Source organism: Clostridium mobile, assembly GCF_018918285.1.
In the GTDB taxonomy this organism is placed as follows: Bacteria; Bacillota; Clostridia; order Clostridiales; family Clostridiaceae; genus Clostridium_AW; species Clostridium_AW mobile.
This window is the reverse complement of record NZ_JAHLQF010000004.1, coordinates 248,284-270,007: the sequence shown is the minus strand read 5'-3', so window position 1 is coordinate 270,007 and position 21,724 is coordinate 248,284. Positions and strand designations below refer to the sequence as shown.

Here is a 21,724-nt window from a genome sequence, read left to right as displayed (position 1 = left end):
ATATAAAATGCAAACTCCATAAGAAAATTATATAACTAATATATAACTAAAGAATTTTTACTTTATTGGACTTTATCTTATACAATTCCGAAAAGAGCAAAAATAGTATAGAAATTATTGCAAAATATCTTGCTGAATATAAACTTATAATCATATTTATATCAATATTTATAGTAGGAGCTACAGCGATTACTATAAGCTTTGATAAAATAGCTATTGGTAATACATATGAAAAAGATTCAATAGCTGATTTTATATTATCCTCTGATGAATTTGTTATTTTAGATTTTTTTATAAAAGTTATAATACAAAATAGCGAGGCTGTTATTAAAGAGCCCAACTTAAACTGTAGTTTGAAGGAAAATAACATATCTAAGGAAAGCCACATGATTATGTAAATAATAAATTCTTCAATAAATCCTACAGATTTTAATACAAAACTTTTTGATTCATTGTATTCATCTATTATGGAGTCACAAAACTCTTTATGATCCTTTCCTAAAAATAAGTTTATATCTTTATTTTCCATTTGTGATTGGAGCATTATATCCAATATTTGCTGAAAAACTTCTTCTTTCTCGAAAAAACTCAAAGTACTTTTTACTATATATTCTTCCATTACTTTAAAAATTTCATGATTTTCTCTATTAAGCTTCTTTTCTTCTCTACCTCTTATTTTTAAAAGTTTTAATTCTAAAAACATAGTCATTCCCCCAATACGTTCTCTACATTTTTTTTGATTTCATTCCAAGTGATAATAAAATTATTTAATTCAATACTACCCTCATTACTAATATAATAATATTTTCGCATAGGGCCTAAAGGAGAGGGCTTCATAACAGAATATATAAGTTCTTTTTTTTCTAGCCTTATAAGAATTGGATAGACGCTTCCTTCTGTCACTTGATTAAATCCAAATGTTAGTAGCTTCTCACATATTTCATAACCATAAGTTTCATTTTCACTTATGATTTTCAATATACATCCCTCTAATATACCCTTTAACATTTGAGTGTTTTGTGCCATTATATCACCTACTTTGCATTACATAGTAGTTTATATAAAAATAATACTACGACTACTTTGTAATGTCAAGTAGTCGTAGTAAATGCACTTTTAGAATGTATCCATACATTTTGAATATTATAGTTTTTATTATATCATGTAATTAAAGGTAAAATTACAAAAATATGAAAGAGTTAGGGGGAGTCTAAATGAAAGAGGACATTGTAAGAAGAGAGTTGGGCAATTCAAGAACACTGGAGATTACTCAAATGGCTCTTATGACGTCTATAATATGTGTGGCTACTATGATGATAAGGATACCTACGATTATGGGCATTGGGTATGTTCATTTAGGTGATAGCATGGTTTTTCTAGCGGCAATTTTATTTGGAAGAAGAAAAGGTATAATAACATCGGCACTTGGAATGAGTTTAGCGGATTTTTTATCAGGATATGCCTATTATGTGCCATTCACTTTTTTAATAAAAGGAATAATGGCGTTGATAGTTTCATCTATTGCTTATAGAAAAGACTACCGAGGTAAGAATTTATTAAACAACATATTTGCATTTGCAGTCTCAGGAGTTTGGATGGTATTTGGATATTTTATAACCAAAATAATTCTAGTTAAATTTATACTATTTAAAGCGGATACTTATAGAGAGGCATTAGCAATAGCGCTTGCAAGTATTCCAAATAATATTGGACAGGTAACTGTAGGAGCGATTATTGCAATACCCTTGGTTAAATTATTGTATGGAAAAATAAATATTATAAGAAAATAAACTGAAAGTAAAAAATAATATATTTTCAAATTTTGATTGTAATCATATTTTTAAAAAATATAAACCTATATAATAAAAACATAATAAAGATTAATTAAGATTATAAATAGAAAAGTTTTATTTATATAGGAGGCATAAATTATGGATAATAAAAAAATCGAAAAATTAACAGAGATTTTAAGGAAGCTAAATACTTACGGAATAACAGAAGAACTAAGAAATGAAGCTTTAGATATTGTTAAGAACATCAATCCAATAGAACTATCCATAGCAGAACAAAAACTTATAGAAGAAGGTATGAATCCTCAAGACTTAAGACATTTATGTGATATTCATATGGAAGTGTTAAAAGATGAACTAAATAAAATAAAGACAAAAATTTATTCGGGGCATGTAATTCATACCATGATAGCAGAACATGATAAAATACTTCAATTTTTAACTGAGCTAGAAGAAGTGAATTCATATATTCAACAAATGAATTTATATAAGTCTTCCAAAGTAGAATTTGACAAATTGATAGTATTAGCAGACAACATTTTAGATGCAGAAAATCATCATCAAAGGGAAGAAAAAGTTTTATTCATGGAATTAGAAAATAGAGAAATAACAGGACCTACTAGAATTATGAGAATGGAACATGAAGATTTAAGAGAAAAGAAAAGAGAATTAAAAAACCTAGCTAAAGGCATCAGTCAATTGGATTTTGATGAATTTAAAAAGTCATTGGATCAGGTTGCTAAATATATAATATTTAATTTGAGGGATCATATATTTAAAGAAAATTACATTTTATATCCATCTGCAATAGAAGCTATTAAAGAAAAAGAAAAATGGGATGAGATGAAAAAAGAGTGTGATAAAATAGGATATTGTAGCTTTACACCATAATATAAGAAATAAATCCCTACTTTTATAAGTACGGATTTATTTCTTTTAAATTTTTATTAACCTTATCTATTGCAGGATATATATAGTCTTTATTATATTTTGATACTCCTATTTTAGGATGTTTGCACATTTCGTAATGATAATTAGTTGATTTCATATCGTTATATATGGTTGATAAAGTATTGACTAAAATGACAATATTTTCCTTTGATAGTTTGTGTGGAATAGAATCTGTATTATTTAGATTTTCGGAATAAATTTTTAAATTCGATTGTAAAAGTCGATAACATTCATCTAAGGCTGAATTTTCTGGAAATTGCATTGATATAAGCTATAGGTCTTTAAAAGTATTAAGCATATATTTGCAATCATCTTTAGACCAATCATCTATACTATCAACACGATCTAGTTCTATATTTAATTTTCCACGTAAATGCTGAATATTATTAAAATATATGTAGTTTAATCTACTTTGAAGATTAAGATTTGATTTATATTGAGTATAGCTTATAGAAGATAGAATGATAATAATTAATAGTAATATATAACCATAATATTTTTTTAGGACTTTCATTAACATCACTCCTAACATTCTTCCAAGGTAAATACTATTATAACATTTTATACCAAAATATGGAACAAGGTAGTGCTAATTTATTTTGCACTATCTTGTATTATATAATACCGTATATTATACTATACAGTAGGAGGTGGAAATTTGGATATTCAGTTAAAAAAGGGTGTACTTGAATTGTGTGTATTAGAAAGTTTATATAGAAAAGATTGTTATGGCTATGAATTAGTGGATCAGGTTTCTAAAATTATAGATATTTCAGAAGGAACAATATACCCTCTTCTTAAAAGACTGCAGAACGACAAATATTTAGAATACTATATAAAAGAGTCTTCAGTAGGACCTCCAAGAAAGTATTATAAAATAACTTTGAGCGGTATTGAACATTATAAAAATCAAAGGGAAGAATGGTTTAGAATATTCAATTCAGTAACAGATTTTTTAAAAGGAGTTGATATTAATGAATAAGGTCAGTTATTTAGAGCAGTTAGAAAAAAGCCTGGGGAATTTACCTAAAAATTATAGAAATGATATATTAAAAGATTATTATAATCACTTTGAAGAAGGTATACTAATTGGTAAGTCAGAAGAAGAAATATCAAGTAATCTTGGTGATGTTAATGTTATTGCAAGAAATATTATATCAGAATATCATGCTGAGCATTCAGATCAGGTTAAAAACACAAAGAATAATTCTAGTAAATTGTTTGCCATTGCAAATATAATAATTGGAATATTCAATATGCTTGCAATTGTACCATTAATTTTGAGTATAAGTCTCCTTATTATTACTTTATATATTTTAGCTTATATATTGCTCACAACGCCTGTTTTCCTTATATTACATTGGATCTTCCCAAGTCTTCCAATAAATATAGGTTTCGAAAACTACTTAGTACAGTTGGTAGTTACGGCCTTATGTACAGCACTTGGTTATTATCTACATAAATTATTAAAAACATATACAGGAAATTACTTTAAATGGGTTTCTATATATCTTAATAAAAGTGTAAAGTTTCAAATATTGAGCAATGGATATGAGAGCTAATGTAAAATGGTATGCTAAAATAATAAACTAGCATACCGTTTTTATCGAAAAAATGTTTTAATTAAGTAAGGATTTTTCTCATTTTGCATTGTACCATCTCTTTGAAAAAATGAATGTTACTACTCCATTAAAAATAAGGTAAAATAGCATAATATTGAAGGAATAATGAAAAACTTCAAATCTATTTAATAGTTTGGACAATATACCTAATGAAAGAATGATGGGCATAATGGATAATAGCCAAGTATTAATCGCCCAAAATAAATACTGGTTTTTTATTTCAAAATGCTTACTAAAATATAAAACCTCAAAAATGCATATTCCAGCGATTTGAATACCCATGCCTAATGCAGCAGAGGTAAATTGCCAATAGAAAAACAGAGTTCCATCATTAGCCATTGCTAAAGCGATAATAAGACCTATTGCAATTATTGCGGTAGAAATAGCAATAGGGATATTTCCGCTCTGTTTCTTTGTTTCAGTTCTTAAGATCACATTTTCATCTATATACTCATCTTTTAACAGATAGTCTGTGGTAACACTAAAATAGTTGCTTAACGCAATAATTTTATCAACATCAGGAATTGATGTATTACACTCCCATTTTGATAGAGCCTGTCTAGACACTCCAAGACCAGAAGCCATTTCCTCTTGTGATAAGCCCTTTGACTTTCTACACATTTGAATTTTTTCACCTAATGTCATTGAAACACCTCCCTTGTTTTATGGAATAAGTTTAACATTCTTTACGGTTGCACACCATCAAATGGCCCTTTCAATTTCGCAACTGCCAGTTGCAACCCTTATGTTAAGATGATAAGAAAATAGAAAACAGCAATAATACTTGTTAATATTACTGCTGTTTCAATGCTAGTATTTATAGTACTTTCAATAAAGTGCTACATATTGAACTACTAGAAAATTTTAGTAGTCCAATTTTCGCAGTTCCACACTTCTGTTACCACATCTTTATAAAATTCTGGTTCATGGCAGATTAAAAGTACGCTTCCTTTATAGGACTTAAGTGCACGTTTAAGCTCTTCTTTAGCATCTACATCTAAGTGGTTTGTTGGTTCGTCTAGAACTAGTAGGTTAGTTTCTTTATTGATTAATTTACATAATCTAACTTTAGCTTGTTCTCCACCACTTAATACAACTATTTTACTTTCTATATGCTTTGTGGTAAGTCCACATTTTGCAAGGGCTGCACGCACTTCGTATTGAGTAAAGCCTGGGAAATCGCCCCATACCTCATCTATACAAGTGTTATAATTAGCTTCTTTAATTTCCTGTTCAAAATATCCTATGTGCAGGTAGTCACCTAGAGCTGCATAACCTGATATTGGATTAATTTCTCCTAAAATACTTTTTAATAGTGTAGTTTTTCCTAGTCCATTAGCTCCAACAAGAGCAATCTTTTGACCTCGTTCCATGCGAAGATTTAAAGGTTTAGACAAAGGTTCACTATATCCAATTACTAAATCCTTCGTTTCAAAAATTAGCTTTCCAGAGGTTCTAGCATCTTTGAAATTGAACTCAGGTTTTGGCTTTTCTTTAGCAAGTTCTATTACTTCCATTTTGTCTAATTTCTTTTGTCTAGACATAGCCATATTTCTTGTAGAAACTCTAGCTTTATTTCTAGAAACGAAGTCTTTTAAATCTTCAATTTCTTGTTGTTGCTTTTTATAAGCAGCCTCTAATTGTTGCTTTCTTGCTTCATAAACTTTCATAAAATCATCATAAGAGCCAACATAACGGTTTAATTCTTGATTTTCCATATGGTATATAAGATTAATAACACTATTTAAGAATGGAATATCATGAGAAATTAAAATAAATGCATTCTCATATTCTTGAAGATAACGCTTTAACCATTCTATATGTTGTTCATCTAAGTAGTTAGTAGGCTCGTCTAAAAGAAGGATATCTGGCTTTTCAAGCAATAATTTTGCTAGTAAAACTTTAGTTCTTTGACCACCGCTAAGATCACTTACATCTTTATCTAAGCCTATATCTATTAATCCCATACCACGGGCTACTTCGTCAACCTTTGCATCTATGATATAAAAGTCATTATGCGTTAAAATATCTTGAATTGTACTCATATCTTCTAATAATTGTTCTAATTCTTCAGGCGTGGCAGTTGCCATTTTATCGCATATTTCATTCATTTCAGTTTCTAAATCAAATAAATATTTAAATGCACCTTTTAAAACCTCTCTAATTGTCATTCCACGCTCTAATGCTGTATGTTGGTCTAGGTAACCAATTCTAACACGCTTAGCCCATTCTATTTCTCCTTCATCTGGATCTAATTTGCCAGTTATGATACTCATAAAAGAAGATTTTCCTTCACCATTAGCGCCGATAAGTCCAATGTGTTCTCCTTTTAAAAGTTTAAAGGACACATTATTTAGAATAGCTCTGTCACCAAAACCGTGGCTAAGATTTTTAACTGATAGAATACTCATTTCTCAATTCCTTTCTCAATGGTTTCAAATTTTAAAACATACATAAAAGATTATATAAGATTGTAGAAATTTTTTAAAGTAAAATTATTATATTTGCTCTTTTTTTTACTATATGTTATAAAGAAAATAAAAGTAAATCTCTTTAAGAAAGGAAATAACATGAATTTAATAAGTATAGAAAACCTATGTAAAAGTTATAGTGAAAAAGAACTGTTTAAAAATATAAATTTAGGCATAAATGATGGAGATAAAATTGGAGTAATAGGTATAAATGGGACAGGAAAAACCACATTACTTAAGATAATAGCTGGAGAAGAAAGTATAGATGAAGGAAGAATAATAAAGGGTAACTCAGTAAATATAGAATACCTTTCTCAAAATCCATATTTTGAAACTGAAGCTACAGTATTAGAACAAGTATTTAAAGGAAATTCACCAATTATGGAGTTGATAAGAGAATATGAAAAAGCCATAGAAAATGTTAATAGCTCAAGTGAATATATAATGAAGCTTACTGGTAAAATGGATGCTATGAATGCCTGGGGAATAGAAAGTGAAGCTAAATCCATATTGATGAAATTGGGTATATCAGATTTTAACGCCAAGGTAGGGAGTTTATCTGGAGGGCAGAGAAAAAGAATAGCCTTAGCCTCAGCTCTTATCAATCCTTGTGAATTGCTTATTTTAGATGAGCCTACAAATCATTTGGATAATGAAACTATAGATTGGCTAGAAGAGTACTTGAATAAAAGAAAAGGAGCTCTTCTTATGGTTACCCATGATAGATATTTTTTAGATAGAGTAGTAAATAAAATTGCTGAGATAGATAGAGGAAATATATACACATATGATGGTAACTATGAAAGCTTCTTAGAAAAGAAGATGGAAAGAGAAGAGATGGAAGAATCTCTTGAAAAAAAGAGACAAAATATTTTAAGAAAAGAACTTTCTTGGATAAAAAGAGGTGCAAAAGCAAGAAGTACTAAACAAAAAGCTAGAATAGACCGTTTTGAAAAGTTAAGCGAAGAAAGTATAGAATCTTTTGATAAAAAAGTTGAAATCTCTGTGGCAGGGAGCTATCTAGGTAAAAAAGTTATGGAATTAAAAAATATAAATAAATCCTTTGGTGACAAGGAAATAATAAAGGACTTTAATTATATAGTAACTAGAAATGATAGAATAGGAATAGTTGGCCCAAATGGTTTTGGGAAATCAACTCTTATAAATATAATGTCTAATAGAATGAAGCCAGATAGTGGAGAAGTTGAAGTTGGAGAGACAGTTAAAATAGGTCTATTTTCTCAAGAAACCAATCATATGAATGAAGACTTGAGGGTTATAGAATATATAAAAGAAGGGGGAGAAATAATAACAACTGCTGATGGTGAGAAAATAAGTGCATCGCAAATGTTAGAAAGATTTTTATTTACCCCATCTATGCAATGGACACCTGTATCTAAACTTTCTGGTGGGGAAAAGAGAAGATTATACTTACTAAGAACGCTTATGGAGGGCCCTAATGTATTGCTTTTAGATGAGCCTACTAATGATCTAGATATTGAAACATTAACAATTTTAGAAGATTATATTGATAATTTTCAGGGGGCAGTTGTCGCTGTTTCTCATGATAGATATTTTTTAGATAGGGTAGCAGAAAAAATATTTTTATTTAAAGGTTATGGAAATATATCTCAAAATACTGGTAATTACTCGGATTTAAAAGAAAAAATTAATAATGATAGAGAAATAAATAAAAATATAAACAATAATAATGAAGGAATACAGATAACACATAAGGAAAATAATTCACAAAGAAGAAAAGATAAGCCATTAAAGTTTTCATATAAAGAGCAGAGGGAGTATGAAGAAATAGACAGCGTTATTTCTGAACTTGAGGATAAATTACAACAACTTGAGATTAATATTAATAATGCCGCTGCAGAATATAGCAAATTGCAAAATCTATTGATAGAGAAGGAAGAGGTTGAAAAGCAATTAGAAGAAAAAATGGAGACATGGGTTTATCTTAATGAAATAGCAGAAAAAATTGCTGAAGAGAAAGCTAATGATAATACAATAGATTAAATTATTGTTGTGGACATATAATGTCAAAAAAGATATAATTATATTAAATATATAATTAAAACCTTTGAAGGTAAATCTAAGAAGATAAAAAATAATTATTTTGTGGATACAGATAACCTCCGCAAAAGTATGGGCCGTATACATAATGTGTATACGGCCTTTATAGGATAAAAATTAATGTTATTATAAATCACTCAATTATTACTCTTATGTATGTTTATTATATTGAAATGCTAATATATTATCTACTTTGGTAAAGACTTAACATTCTTTCTTGGTCATCGAAAACCCTTACAAATTTAATAGAATATATATCACACATTAACATATCATTTGTTCCACTTTCTCGTATGACAACATAACTAATTCCAACCTCTAATAAAACACCTTCACGGTCAATTAGCATATTGGTTCCAATTAGAAACTCGATTTTAACATAGTTTCCTATTTGTGTTGTTAACCAACCTTGAGTATAATTTGTATCTTGTTGAACCGGTGGAGCAGGTTCTATTACTAAGCTAGGGCCTCCTGTGGTACCAGGACGTGGTGGAGGTGTTGGTGTTGGTGTTGGTGTTGGTGTTGGGGTTGGGGTTGTAGCAGGTGGAAATTCTTGTCTCTCGTAAGATGGTGTATCAAAATGAATTTCTGGTTTTGTTGTATAGGGATAATCCATAGCTGGTTCGTCCCACATTGGATAATCGTAATAATTATTTGGCATTCTTGTAAACAAAAGAACGACCTCCTTATAAATTATATTATTATAGATTAAGTTTGGGCATAAAGCTCTGTAGGATTGTAGAAACAATGATTGGCAACCCTAACTTGAAAGCTACCGCTACCATTACGAGGGAAGATATAAGGGCATGTTTCTACATAAGGATTAAAATACCATAAAGAAGCACCGGTAGTATACAATCTATTTCCAGCTAATGCCCAATCCGCAATTTCAAAATGTATTTCCTCCGGAGGACTGGCCCAAATTGTTTGGGGATTAGGCACCCCATATAGTTCAGAAGCAACACAATCAAATTGACCAGGTTGGAAAATAATTTTTCTTATATCACCTTGGCCTAGTCTATGATACTCACCGTAAGATACATTAACCCTGTTCATAACTACTGAAGCAACTGCTCTCATGCCATTATCACCTTCACCGCCGGCTTCACATTTTATAAGCCTAGCTAATAGCTCTCTATTATCATAAGACATTAAGTTCATCTCCTTAATAAAGCTACAGTATTAGTATATTTATTAGAGAGATAAAAAGTTCTTGAAAAACTACAATATTTTAACTAAATTAAATTATTTATGTTAATATTTAAATATAAAGTAAAATGTAATATAAAGCATAAGTTGAAATGTATAATAATTTTTAAGGGGGTATTAGTATGGATATTGCTGTAATCGCAGGAACTCCAGTTGATACAAAGTTGGGGCAAAAATTTTTAAAAAAGCATGGATATGATTCTGAAGGGTATCCTATTTCAAGAATACCAGATGAGCAATCGATTCTTCAGGTTTTATATCCAGATTTACTAAAAGATATGGTTAAAGAGAAAATAAAAACTATTAAAAGCAAGGGCATAAAAAATATATTTGTATATTGCAATTCATTAAGTGCAGCTGTTGATATGGAAGAGTTAGCTAGGGAATTTAATATAAATATTGTGACTCCTCTTCAAGTATATGTTGATATGGGGGAAAAATTTAATATTATAGGAGTATTGGCAGCTAATAATCAAAGTACTTTTGGTATTGAAAAAATTATACAAAAGTGCAATCCGAAAGCTCATATAATAGGAATTGGCGCATTACCTATTGTAAATGCAATTGAAATGAGTATGGAACCAAAAGAAATTATAGAGAAACTTGCTTTAGATAAGGCTATGGAATTTTTAAAAGGCATTAAATGTGAAGTAATAATTTTAGGTTGCACTCATTTTCCTTATTTTTGCAAAGAGTTAAAGGAAAAAAGCTCTATACCCATTATAGATCCGGCTGTTAAAATGTTAGATAAATTAATAGTTTAAGAATAAAGATTTAAAGGTGAAGAATTAAGAATGAAGAATATTGGTATGAACTTTGTGGAAGGCCTATCATTATATTCTTCATTTTTTATTTGTCGCTATTCACTTCAATTTAAGTATAAATATAGGATTGTGTTGCAAAATATACTTAAGAGGATTTATAGATAGAGGTGGATAAATTGAGTGAAGGATTGGTAGTTGTAGTAAGATCTATTATAGGGTATTTTTCTCTTTTTATTTTTACTAGAGCTTTAGGAAAACAACAAATAAGTCAGTTAACATTTTTTGACTACGTATTAGGGATAACAATTGGTTCCATTGCTGCTTCATTGACTACGGATTTATCTAGTAGGGCATGGCCACACTGGGTAGGGCTTTTTACATGGGCAATACTAAGTTTTTTACTGCAATCCATGACTATAAAATGGATGTATATAGCTAAATATGTAGATGGCGAACCTACCATAGTAATTATGAATGGCGAAATAATGGAAGATGCGCTAAGAAAAATGAAATATAGAATAGAGGATGTTTTGCAACTCTTAAGAAATAAGGATATTTTTGATTTGAGTGAAGTTGAATTTGCTATATTAGAGCCTAATGGCAACATTTCTGTTCTAAAAAAAGCAGAGCATAATCCATTAACACCTAAAGATATGAACATATCTGTTCAGCCATCTAATATTAGTACTGAATTAATCTATGATGGAATGATTATTGAGGAAAACCTAGCTAAAATTAAAAAGGATAAAAATTGGCTTATAAAAGAATTAAAGAAACAAAAAGTAAAAGATATATCACAAGTGTTTTTAGCTACGTTAGAGTCTACAGGGAATCTTTATATTGATAAATATGAGGATAATGGAAAAAATAAAGATAATACAAAAAAATAAGTAAGGAGAATATAATATGAGGAAGTTTTTCGAGAAAGCCATTCCAGTTGTTATATTGATATTCTTTATATTAATTATGTTAAGTGGTAATTATTTAAAAAGACCCTTAGGTAAAAATGATAATCTTCCGCTAATTATTGAAACAACTATAGATCAGGTTAATCATGAGAATTGGAAGCAGGTTGATGAAAGTATAAATTTATTGGACGATGCATGGAGAAGAATAGTGAAAAGGGTGCAATATAGCTCAGAGAGAGACGAAATAAATTCACTAGGAGCTAGTTTAGCTCGTTTAAAAGGAGCTGTTATGGCTCAGGATAAGTCATCAGCTTTAATGGAATTAAATGAAGCTTATGAGCATTGGCGAAATTTAGGAAAGTAAATAAAATTTTATTAACATATACCACTGTTTTTATTTTATTGTATAATATATTCTATATCATACAATATTTATTTAGATATTTTTGATTACAGGCTTAACATAAGTCAATTAGGAGGATTTTATGAACATCATCATAATTGGAGCGGGTAAAGTAGGTTATAACTTAGCTGAAAATTTAGAAAAGGAAAACCATAATGTGGTTATAATTGATAAAAGCCCCCAAATTTTAAGAAAAGCAGAAGAAAATTTAGATGTAATGTGTATTAAAGGCAGTGGTACTAGCACTAATATTCTATTAGAAGCAGGGGTAAATGAAGCAGATTTGCTTATGGCTGTAACTGGAAGTGATGAAATAAACATGGTAGCTTGCCTAACTGGGAAAAAATTAGGAGCGGCACATACTATTGCAAGGATTAGAGATCCGGAATATGCCAAAGAACTTTCTTTATTAAGAGAAGAGTTGGAACTAGAAATGGTCATCAACCCAGAATTAGCTGCAGCGGATGAAATAGCACAATCTCTCAATTTCTCTCCAGCTATAAATGTAGAAAGCTTTGCAAAAGGTAGAGTAAAAATGATTCAATTAAAGTTGACAGAAGGTATGCCCATCATTGGGAAAAATTTAAAGAATATTTTTTATAACACCAATATATCAGCTTTAGCTGGTGCTATTATAAGAGGAGAGGAAGTAATTGTTCCTAGTGGAAATATAGTGCTTCAAGAAAATGATAGTATTTATGTTATAGGAAAGTCTTCGAGTTTATATAACTTTTGTAAATTAGTAGGGTTAATACCTTTAAAATTTAAGAATGTTATGATCCTAGGCGGAGGAAGAATTGCTTATTATTTAACTAATATAATATCGGAGATGGGAATGAAGGTTAAGATTATTGAAATAGATAGAGAGCGCTGTGTAGAGCTTTCAGAGCTTCTCCCTAAAGCGCTTATTATTAATGCAGATGGTACTGATGAAGATATATTACTATCAGAAAATTTACAGGACATGGATGCATTTATTGCTGTAACAGGAATTGATGAAGAAAACTTATTATCATCTCTTTTGGCAAAACAAAGTGGAGTGAAAAAGGTTATAGCTAAAAATAGTAGAAGCAATTATATGAATGTATTAAATAACTTAGGTATTGACCATGTTATAAGTCCTAAGGCAATTACTACAAATCAAATATTGAAATATGTCAGAGGAAATAAAGTGGAATCTTTATATCGTATTGTAGAAGGAAAGGCTGAAATATTAGAATTTATAGCAAAGGATAAAAGTAGCTATATAAATAAGCCATTAAAGAATATAAAATTTAAAGAAGATTCTATTATTGCAACCATAGTTAGAAAAAATGATATTATAATTCCCAATGGTAATGATTCTATTATTCAAGGAGATCGTGTTATTGTAATCACAAAATGTAAAAATGTTAATAGCATTGATGATTTAATCGCAAGTGCAAATGGAGGATTGGAAAATGAATTTTGGAATGGTCTTAAAAAATTTGGGGATTTTATTAATATGTGAAGCTTTTATAATGGTTCCTTCTCTTTTTGTATCTATTATAAATAAAGGTTACGATATTAGAGCTTTTATAATTACCATAGTTATACTATTAATAGTAGGATTTTTAGCAGCATCAGTAAAACCTAAAAATAAAAATATCTACGCTAGGGATGGATTCGCTATTGTTGCTATTGGGTGGATACTAATTTCTTTTTTTGGATCACTACCCTTTGTTTTTAGTGGAGTAACCTCTTCTTTTATAGATGGTTTTTTTGAAGCAAGCTCAGGGTTCACTACGACAGGTGCAAGTATTTTGACGGAGATTGAAGGGTTGCCTAAGGGTATTTTGTTTTGGAGAAGCTTTACTCATTGGGCAGGAGGAATGGGAGTACTAGTGATGACCTTAGCTCTATTACCTTCTGTTGGAAAAGGAAGTCTTCAGATAATGAAGGCAGAAAGTCCTGGCCCAACACCAGGAAAGATTGTTCCAAGACTAGGACATACAGCTAAGATATTGTATATAATATACTTCGGTATAACTATTATTCAGGTAGTACTACTTGTGCTAGCAGGCATGCCCCTATATGATTCCTTGGTACATACCTTTGGAACAGTAGGGACGGGAGGATTTTCTATTAAGAATTTAAGTATAGGAGCATATAATAACGTTTATATAGAGATTATAATTACAATTTTTATGCTAGCTTGTGGAGTAAACTTTTCTTTATATTACCAAGCTTTAAAAGGAAATGTTAAAGCAATTTTTAAAGATGAAGAATTTAGACTTTATATGGGAATAGTTGCAACATCAATAATTCTAATAACAATAAATATTTATGGTAATGTATTTAAGAGTTTAGGACAAGCGTTGAGACACTCCTCATTTCAAGTAGCGTCAGTTATAACTACTACAGGATATGCTACTACAGATTTTAATCAATGGCCGTCTTTTAGTAAGATAATATTAATATTATTAATGTTTGTGGGAGGATCCGCTGGCTCTACAGGTGGAGGAATAAAAAATATTAGAATACTCCTACTTTTTAAAGCTATGAAAAGAGAATTATTGAAGATAATACATCCTAGAGCAGTTTATACAGTTAAATTCGGTAATAAATCTATTGAAGAGGAAACTTTAACAGAGATACTTTCATTCTTCTTTATGTATATTTTCATATTTATTATAGCTCTTTTAATAATATCATTAGAAGGAAAGGACATGTTAACTTCCTTTACATCTGTAGCTGCTACTTTGGGAAATATAGGTCCAGGACTTGGAATGGTAGGACCAATGGGAAACTTCTCACAGTTTTCAGATCTATCAAAGATGGTATTATCCTTATGTATGATTATAGGTAGACTTGAAATATATCCAATGTTATTATTGATATTTCCAACCTTTTGGAAAAAGGTAAATGTATAAAATAAAGTATAGATGAAACCGTATACCTGATGTGTATACGGTTTTATTGCATTATATTTTAGTATAAATCCCCAAATATGTCACACAATATATTATAAGATCATATTCTATCAAGTTAATTTAATTAAAATAAGGTTAAAAAATAAAGTTAAATGTGAGGTAAAATACTATTGTTTAATAGAAAACATATAAGAGGTATTGTTGCTTTTGTATGGCTTATAGCTTTTATTGGTTTATGGGCTATATTTTATAAAATTTTACCCAAAAATGATATAGAAATTAAGCTTCAACAGATAGAGCATAGCATAAGTAATGACAATTGGCAGGAGGCCAAAAAAGGTATGAAAGAGTTAAAAGAAATTTATATTGAAAAAAGGCCTATAATTCAAATGAATAATGCTACAGAGGCATTTATTAATTTTGACTACATATTTGGACAATTGGATTATGCAGTTCAACAGGAATCTAAAACGGCCTTAGAGTATATAGGATCCCTTAAGTATTCTATTGATTATGTAATTAGACCCTTTTCTGGACCTTAATGTAAATGATGGCTATCGTATAAATGAGGATTTGATTTCAAGGAGGGTTAAATATGCAACAGTTTTTTATATATACTTTTAGAGTTGTAGTAGTATATTTCTTCACTTATCTTTGTGCAAGAACTTTGACTAAAAAGGCTATTGCACAGATGACTGCTTATGAAATTGCTGGTATCATGATTTTATCTAACGTAGCTGCAGAGCCACTAGTGGATAAAGTAATTGTAAAATCAGTATATGGTTCAGGATTATTAATATTACTGATGCTACTGACTTCTCGTTTGGCTATTATAAATAAACTAAACCCAATATTTGAACATCTCCCAACTATTGTTATAGAAAATGGACAGTTAGATATGAAGGCTTTAAAATATATGGGATTAAGTTTAAACCAATTAAAAGGTCTACTTCGCCAGCAGGGGTATGATAATATATCAGAGATACATACAGCAATAATAGAACCGCAGGGTAATGTATCAGTATTTCCTAAAGCTGAGAATAGTCCTGTTAAGCTAAAAGATTTAAATATAAAATCTAAAGAGGAAGGAATTACTATTCCGCTGATTATGGATGGAGCCATTTTGCATACTAATATAATACATATTAAACGTAATGAAGAGTGGCTTATGCATCAGTTAAAGAAAGAAGGAGTAAAGGATTATAGAGAAATAGCCTTAGCTGAATTAACTCCATCATGGAAATTAAATATTGTAAAAAAATAATCATATTGTAATTGTAAGAAAAGCAGTATGATTTTTTTTACCCCTTAACGACTTTTTGTGCTAAAATATTACTTGTTGTAAATTTAGAATATTATTAAGAGGTAAAGGAAGATATGGAGAAAAAATTAAACTTAACTGAAGGAAATATATTAACAACACTAGTGAAATTATCTATGCCAATTATAGGGACATCCTTTATTCAAATGGCATACAATCTTACGGATATGCTGTATCTAGGAAGATTAAGCAGTAAGGCTGTAGCAGCGGTAGGTACTGCTGGTTTCTTTACTTGGTTTGCTAACTCAATCATTTTTTTGTCGAAAGCAGGAGCGGAAATTGGAGTAGCCCAGTCCATTGGTAGAGGAGACACTAAAAGGGCTAAAAAATATATAAAGAATACAGTAAAGCTAAATATTATAATGGGATTTGTTTATGCATTAATTTTGATTATATTTAGGAAAAGTTTAATAGGATTTTTTAATTTAGGAGAAAACTCTATTGTGAAAATGGCAGAAGACTATCTTTTAATTGCTGCGCTAGGATTAAATTTCTTTTTTATAAATCCTATTTGTACATCAATATTTAATGGATATGGAGATAGTAAGACGCCTTTTAAAACTAATATTATAGGATTGTTAGTTAATATAGTTTTAAATCCTGTATTGATTTTTGGCTTTGGACCTATTCCTAAGCTTGGGGTAGCAGGGGCGGCCATAGCTACAGTTTTTGCGCAATTTGTAGTTTCATTTTGCTTTATATATACAATAGTTAAAAAGACGGATTTATTAAAAGATGTGAATCTATTAGAGAAATTTGATATTGATTGTGTAAAATCAGTATTTAGATATGGGATGCCTGTAGCATTGCAAAATGGACTATTTTGTATATTCGCTATGATTATAGCTAGAATAGTTTCGGACTTTGGCGATGCATCTATTGCGGTTCAAAAGGTAGGGTCTCAAATAGAAGCGATTTCCTGGATGACTGCTGGAGGATTTTCTACAGCTCTAAGTGCCTATGTAGGACAAAATTATGGAGCGAAAAAATGGGATAGAATTTACGAAGGATATTATAAGGCATTATTAGCAGCTAGCATTTTAGGAATAGGTACTACTCTTTTACTTTATTTTGGATCCAAGCCTTTATTCGCTTTATTTATTCCAGAGAAGCATGTTATACCATTAGGTGTGGACTACCTTAAAATATTGTCTTATTCTCAGCTATTTATGTGCATTGAAATTACAACTGCAGGAGCTTTTAATGGTTTAGGTAAAACTGTACCACCTTCATTGATAGGAATAATATTTACAGCACTTAGAATACCAGCAGCTTTAATATTATCTTCTGAAAAATTATTAGGACTTAATGGAGTATGGTGGAGTATAAGTTTAAGTAGTGTGCTTAAAGGAATAATTCTAACATCATGGTTTGTAATATACTTAAACAGGAAATATAAAAAAGTTAGAATAAAAGAAAATTTACCCGTACCAAACGGATATTAGTTTCAAGGATAAATTTTATTAGTAGTCTAAAGAAGATTAATTATGTATAATTACATTAAAACTTTTTTTATGTAAAATTTTAATTCTTAATTCTTATGTAAAAATTGTACAAGCAATTTTTAAAAAAGGAGGTTCTTATGTTTAATTTAGATGATTGTATCGGAATTATAACTAGTAGAGGCACGAAGGAAATTGTGGAGGCTTTTAATCATAGATTAGCTCTTCATGACATAACAAGAGTTCAATGGATTGCCCTTTATTATATAGGAGAAGAAAAAGGAATAACTCAAAAAGATTTAGCAGATAAGATGAATATTAAAGAATCTACTGTTGCAAGATTGATTGATAGAATGGAGAAGGAAGGCACTGTAGAAAGGATAAAAAATACTGAAGACAGAAGAGTAACAAAGCTTCATTTGACAGAGAAAGGTAGTGAAAAAAGGGAGGCGGTTATACCTATCGGAGAAGAATTTTCAAGAGAGGGAATCCATGGTATTAGCCAAGAACATTTAAAGATATTTAAAGAAGTATTGCAACAGATTATAACAAATGTAAATACAAAAAATAACCAGTAGAAATACATTGAAAACTTTTTAACAAACTACTATTGATAATACCACCTTATAGTGGTATTATTATTTATAAGAATACTTGCTATAGCAAGTATTGGCATGTAAACAATTAGCATAACAAGTTAAATTAATAAGGAGTGAAGAGGTATTATGAAGAAAGATCCAAGAGAAATGTTAAATGCTTTTTTAGGTGGATTACAAGATTTAGGAGCTACTAATGGTGAACATGTAGAAGCTTTTATGAATTTATTAGGGACTACATATGCTCCAGGAAAATTAGATGTTAAAACAAAAGAGCTTATAAGTGTAGCAGTTGCAGCATATAACCGTTGTGAATATTGCATAGTATTCCATGTATTCAAAGCATTAGAAGCAGGTGCAACTAGAGATGAAATAATGGAAGCAGCTATGGTAGCAGTTGCCTTTGGTGGTGGTCCAGCAATGGCATACTCAGTAACTCTTCTTAAAGATTCAATTGATGAATTCGAAAAAGATTTTAAATAATTTCAAGTAATCTCAAATAATTTTAAATATATACCTGTGCATGAACTTGCACAGGTATAGTTATATTCTTTTTAGGAGGGAAAATAATGGTTGAATTGAAGATAGAAAAATTAGCAGGTCATAGCAAAAAGGGAAAAGTAGGTAAAATAAACGCTAATGTAGGGAGCGATTTAAAAGAAGGCGACCTTATTTTACAAGTTGAATGTGATAAAGGAAATGCGTCAATAAAATCTAATTGTTCCGGTTTGTTAAAGGAATTAAAGGTAGAAGAAGGTGACGAAGTAAATGTAGGAGATATTGTTGCCCTCATAGAAGGAGTAGTAAAAACTGAGCAAAAACCTAAAGGAATGGACTATTTTGCTTCTATGCTAAAACCAACAAAAAGAGAAGTAGAATGTGATTTAACTGTTATAGGTGCTGGTCCAGGAGGATATGTAGCTGCCATTTATGCTGCAAAAAAAGGGCTGAAAACTGTATTAGTTGAAAAAGATAGATTAGGTGGCACATGTTTAAATGTTGGATGCATACCGACAAAGGCTTTAGTGAGATCTTCAGAAGTATTTAATGATATAAAGCATAGCGAAGATTTTGGTATAAAGGTTTCAGAAGCGTCAGTAGACATGGGGAAAGTTATAGATAGAAAAAATGGAATAGTAGATAAATTAGTAGGTGGTATAGACTTTTTATTAGGAAAAAATTCTATAGAAAAAATCACTGGTGCTGGTGAGATAATAGATAAAAACAAAGTATTTGTAAAAGGTAAAAGAGAAGAAGTGACTATCAATACAAAAAATATTATTATTGCGACAGGTTCAAAGATTTCTAAAATTAATATAGAAGGTTTTGATAGCGATAAGGTATTAAATAGTACTACAGCTTTAGATATGAGAAAACTTCCAAGCAAAATGGTAGTAATAGGCGGTGGAGTTATTGGAATGGAATTTGCATTTATATATGCTAATTTTGGTGTAGATGTTACTGTAGTAGAATATATGCCAAAAGTACTTTGTACAATGGATGATGATGTAATTGATGAAATAGTTTCTATAGGAAAAGAAAAGGGAATAAAATTCTACACATCATCTAAAGTAACCAGTGTTAAAAACAGTGAAGATGGAGAGGCTATTGTTGTTTTTGAAACCAATGGAGAGGAAAAATTAGTAACTTGTGATAACGTTATAGTAGCCATTGGAAGAGAACCTAATTTAGAAGGCTTAGGCATTGAAAAAGTTGGAATAGAATTGAATGATAATAAAAAAGGAATAAAGGTTGATGACAGATTAAGAACCAATGTAGAAAATATTTATGCAATAGGAGATGTAAACAATAAGATAGGGCTTGCCCATGTAGCATCTCATGGTGGCATGATAGCAGTAGACAATATTTTAGGAGAAGAAAAAGAAATAGATTATTCAGCAGTTCCAGGAGTAGTATACACAATACCTGAGGTTGCAACTGTGGGAATAACAGAAAACTTGGCTCTAGAAAAAGGAATGAATATAAAGGTTGGTAAGTTCCCATTTATGGCTAACGGAAAAGCACTAACCTATGGTGAAGAAAAGGGCTTTGTTAAAATAATAAAGAATATGGATTCAAATGCTCTAGTTGGTGCTTCTGTAGTTGGACCACATGCTTCAGATTTAATTGGAGTATTGACTTTAGCAATTAAAAACAACCTTACAGAAGAACAAATTAAAGAAACAATATTTGCTCATCCTACTACCGGAGAAGCTATACATGAAGCTGCATTAGCATTGACAGGTGGTGCTATACATTTTGATATCTAAAAGAAAAGTAATAATATCAAATAGCTTTAATCCATACTTTAATCTTTCTTTAGAAGAATACCTATTAAATAATATAGAGGAAGATGAGATGGTATTATACCTTTGGAGAAATGAAAATACAGTAGTTATAGGTAGAAACCAAAATCCCTGGAAGGAATGTAATTTAGAAAAACTTTCTAATATGAAAGGTAAGATAGCTAGAAGACTCTCAGGGGGAGGAGCTGTCTATCATGATTTAGGAAATCTTAATTTTACTTTTTTAACTGGGGAGAAAAACGAGGATTTATCTAAGCAATTATCAGTAATAATAGAGGCTTTGAAAGAACAGGGAATTGAAAGTAGTTTTTCTGGAAGAAACGATATTTTAGTAGATGGCAAGAAGATATCAGGGAATGCTTTCTATTGGGATAATAACAAATATTATCACCATGGAACTTTACTTTATAAAGTAGATGTGGAAAAACTTACGGCAATATTAACTCCACCAACTCATAAATTAACCTCCAAGGGTATAGATTCTGTAAAGAGCAGAGTTGCTAACTTAAAAGAATATAGGGAGGACTTAACAATAGAGTCCCTTATGAAATCTCTAATAAGAGCTTTTGAAGTTAAGTATGGAGAGATAAATGATATAAAATATTTGGATGAAGAAGTTTTAGACCTCCATGAACTCACAAATAAATACTCAAGCTCTCAATGGATATATGGAGATAGTCCTGATTTTCATATTTCTATAGATAGAGTAACCAGCGAGGGTAAAATAGAAATCAATATTTCTGCAGAAGATAGTGAAATTAAAAAATGTAAGATATATACGGATTCTCTTTACACAAAAGAATTTACAATAATAGAAAAAATACTTGAAGGCTGTGTATTTAATAAAGATAATATCATTGAAGTTTTAGACAAAAATAGACAGCTGTTTTCCTGTAAAGGAAAGATTATATTAGATTTAGTTAAAGAAATGATTATAGAAAATGTTCCAAAATTAATATGAATAGTAA

Annotated in this window: 25 protein-coding genes; 17 read left to right on the top strand and 8 right to left on the bottom strand. The window is 30.0% G+C overall.

Going from position 1 to position 21,724, the window contains the following annotated elements:
* Window positions 1-46 precede the first annotated feature (46 nt).
* Complete coding sequence (locus KQI86_RS16490; protein ID WP_216440521.1) at window positions 47-703, bottom strand: DUF1048 domain-containing protein; 657 nt, start codon at window positions 701-703, stop codon at window positions 47-49.
* Window positions 704-705: 2 nt separating this feature from the next.
* On the bottom strand, window positions 706-1,026 hold the full coding sequence (locus tag KQI86_RS16485) for a PadR family transcriptional regulator (protein WP_216440520.1): 321 nt from the start codon (window positions 1,024-1,026) through the stop codon (window positions 706-708).
* Between the two features lie 188 nt (window positions 1,027-1,214).
* On the opposite strand from KQI86_RS16485, the gene KQI86_RS16480 reads away from it, so the two are divergent.
* Entirely contained in the window at window positions 1,215-1,790 is a 576-nt protein-coding gene (locus KQI86_RS16480) for an ECF transporter S component (protein WP_216440519.1), read from the top strand.
* Window positions 1,791-1,931: 141 nt separating this feature from the next.
* Complete coding sequence (locus KQI86_RS16475; protein ID WP_216440518.1) at window positions 1,932-2,681, top strand: DUF438 domain-containing protein; 750 nt, start codon at window positions 1,932-1,934, stop codon at window positions 2,679-2,681.
* A gap of 22 nt (window positions 2,682-2,703) precedes the next feature.
* On the opposite strand, the gene KQI86_RS16470 is transcribed toward KQI86_RS16475, so the two are convergent.
* Window positions 2,704-3,003, bottom strand: coding sequence for a hypothetical protein (locus tag KQI86_RS16470; RefSeq protein ID WP_216440517.1), 300 nt, complete (start codon window positions 3,001-3,003; stop codon window positions 2,704-2,706).
* Between the two features lie 9 nt (window positions 3,004-3,012).
* On the bottom strand, window positions 3,013-3,255 hold the full coding sequence (locus KQI86_RS16465; RefSeq protein ID WP_216440516.1) for a hypothetical protein: 243 nt from the start codon (window positions 3,253-3,255) through the stop codon (window positions 3,013-3,015).
* Window positions 3,256-3,399: 144 nt separating this feature from the next.
* On the opposite strand from KQI86_RS16465, the gene KQI86_RS16460 reads away from it, so the two are divergent.
* Complete coding sequence (locus KQI86_RS16460; protein WP_216440515.1) at window positions 3,400-3,723, top strand: PadR family transcriptional regulator; 324 nt, start codon at window positions 3,400-3,402, stop codon at window positions 3,721-3,723.
* Entirely contained in the window at window positions 3,716-4,303 is a 588-nt protein-coding gene (locus KQI86_RS16455; protein WP_216440514.1) for a DUF1700 domain-containing protein, read from the top strand. The genes KQI86_RS16460 and KQI86_RS16455 overlap by 8 nt, the downstream gene beginning before the upstream one ends.
* A gap of 78 nt (window positions 4,304-4,381) precedes the next feature.
* Here KQI86_RS16455 and KQI86_RS16450 read toward each other — a convergent pair whose 3' ends face one another.
* On the bottom strand, window positions 4,382-5,008 hold the full coding sequence (locus KQI86_RS16450; RefSeq protein ID WP_216440513.1) for a helix-turn-helix domain-containing protein: 627 nt from the start codon (window positions 5,006-5,008) through the stop codon (window positions 4,382-4,384).
* A 209-nt stretch (window positions 5,009-5,217) separates the two neighbouring features.
* A complete protein-coding gene (locus KQI86_RS16445) occupies window positions 5,218-6,774 on the bottom strand; it encodes an ABC-F family ATP-binding cassette domain-containing protein (protein ID WP_216440512.1) in 1,557 nt (518 codons plus the stop codon).
* A gap of 159 nt (window positions 6,775-6,933) precedes the next feature.
* Here KQI86_RS16445 and KQI86_RS16440 point away from each other — a divergent pair, with 159 nt between their 5' ends.
* Window positions 6,934-8,859 (top strand): ABC-F family ATP-binding cassette domain-containing protein, encoded by a 1,926-nt coding sequence (locus KQI86_RS16440; protein WP_216440511.1) that lies wholly within the window; start codon window positions 6,934-6,936, stop codon window positions 8,857-8,859.
* Between the two features lie 241 nt (window positions 8,860-9,100).
* Here the strand turns inward: KQI86_RS16440 and KQI86_RS16435 are convergent, their stop codons facing one another.
* Both KQI86_RS16435 and KQI86_RS16430 read right to left on the bottom strand, forming a co-directional pair.
* The gene (locus KQI86_RS16435) at window positions 9,101-9,589 is read right to left on the bottom strand and encodes a hypothetical protein (protein ID WP_216440510.1); all 489 of its coding nucleotides are present in this window, start codon (window positions 9,587-9,589) and stop codon (window positions 9,101-9,103) included.
* A gap of 35 nt (window positions 9,590-9,624) precedes the next feature.
* The gene (locus KQI86_RS16430) at window positions 9,625-10,068 is read right to left on the bottom strand and encodes a cell wall hydrolase (RefSeq protein ID WP_216440509.1); all 444 of its coding nucleotides are present in this window, start codon (window positions 10,066-10,068) and stop codon (window positions 9,625-9,627) included.
* 179 nt (window positions 10,069-10,247) lie between these two features.
* Between KQI86_RS16430 and KQI86_RS16425 the strand changes: the two genes are divergently transcribed.
* The 12 genes from KQI86_RS16425 to lplA all read left to right on the top strand — a co-directional run bounded on the left by KQI86_RS16425 (window position 10,248) and on the right by lplA (window position 21,717).
* On the top strand, window positions 10,248-10,889 hold the full coding sequence (locus tag KQI86_RS16425) for an aspartate/glutamate racemase family protein (protein ID WP_216440508.1): 642 nt from the start codon (window positions 10,248-10,250) through the stop codon (window positions 10,887-10,889).
* A gap of 176 nt (window positions 10,890-11,065) precedes the next feature.
* A complete protein-coding gene (locus KQI86_RS16420; protein WP_216440836.1) occupies window positions 11,066-11,779 on the top strand; it encodes a YetF domain-containing protein in 714 nt (237 codons plus the stop codon).
* A gap of 16 nt (window positions 11,780-11,795) precedes the next feature.
* Window positions 11,796-12,161, top strand: a complete 366-nt coding sequence (locus KQI86_RS16415; protein WP_216440507.1) for a DUF4363 family protein — start codon at window positions 11,796-11,798, stop codon at window positions 12,159-12,161.
* A gap of 121 nt (window positions 12,162-12,282) precedes the next feature.
* Window positions 12,283-13,689: a Trk system potassium transporter TrkA gene (gene trkA, locus KQI86_RS16410; protein WP_216440506.1), complete on the top strand. Its 1,407-nt coding sequence runs from the start codon at window positions 12,283-12,285 to the stop codon at window positions 13,687-13,689.
* On the top strand, window positions 13,640-15,091 hold the full coding sequence (locus tag KQI86_RS16405) for a TrkH family potassium uptake protein (protein ID WP_216440505.1): 1,452 nt from the start codon (window positions 13,640-13,642) through the stop codon (window positions 15,089-15,091). Before trkA ends, KQI86_RS16405 begins: the two co-directional genes overlap by 50 nt.
* A 170-nt stretch (window positions 15,092-15,261) precedes the next feature.
* Window positions 15,262-15,633 carry a DUF4363 family protein gene (locus KQI86_RS16400; RefSeq protein ID WP_216440504.1) on the top strand — a complete coding sequence of 124 codons (372 nt, stop codon included), beginning with the start codon at window positions 15,262-15,264 and terminating at the stop codon, window positions 15,631-15,633.
* Between the two features lie 53 nt (window positions 15,634-15,686).
* Window positions 15,687-16,355, top strand: coding sequence for a DUF421 domain-containing protein (locus KQI86_RS16395; RefSeq protein ID WP_216440503.1), 669 nt, complete (start codon window positions 15,687-15,689; stop codon window positions 16,353-16,355).
* A 113-nt stretch (window positions 16,356-16,468) separates the two neighbouring features.
* On the top strand, window positions 16,469-17,857 hold the full coding sequence (locus tag KQI86_RS16390; RefSeq protein WP_216440502.1) for an MATE family efflux transporter: 1,389 nt from the start codon (window positions 16,469-16,471) through the stop codon (window positions 17,855-17,857).
* Between the two features lie 137 nt (window positions 17,858-17,994).
* On the top strand, window positions 17,995-18,432 hold the full coding sequence (locus KQI86_RS16385) for a MarR family winged helix-turn-helix transcriptional regulator (RefSeq protein WP_216440501.1): 438 nt from the start codon (window positions 17,995-17,997) through the stop codon (window positions 18,430-18,432).
* Between the two features lie 147 nt (window positions 18,433-18,579).
* A complete protein-coding gene (locus tag KQI86_RS16380; RefSeq protein ID WP_216440500.1) occupies window positions 18,580-18,933 on the top strand; it encodes a carboxymuconolactone decarboxylase family protein in 354 nt (117 codons plus the stop codon).
* Window positions 18,934-19,019: 86 nt separating this feature from the next.
* Window positions 19,020-20,720, top strand: a complete 1,701-nt coding sequence (lpdA, locus tag KQI86_RS16375) for a dihydrolipoyl dehydrogenase (protein WP_216440499.1) — start codon at window positions 19,020-19,022, stop codon at window positions 20,718-20,720.
* Window positions 20,710-21,717, top strand: a complete 1,008-nt coding sequence (lplA, locus tag KQI86_RS16370) for a lipoate--protein ligase (protein WP_216440498.1) — start codon at window positions 20,710-20,712, stop codon at window positions 21,715-21,717. Before lpdA ends, lplA begins: the two co-directional genes overlap by 11 nt.
* Window positions 21,718-21,724: the final 7 nt, after the last annotated feature.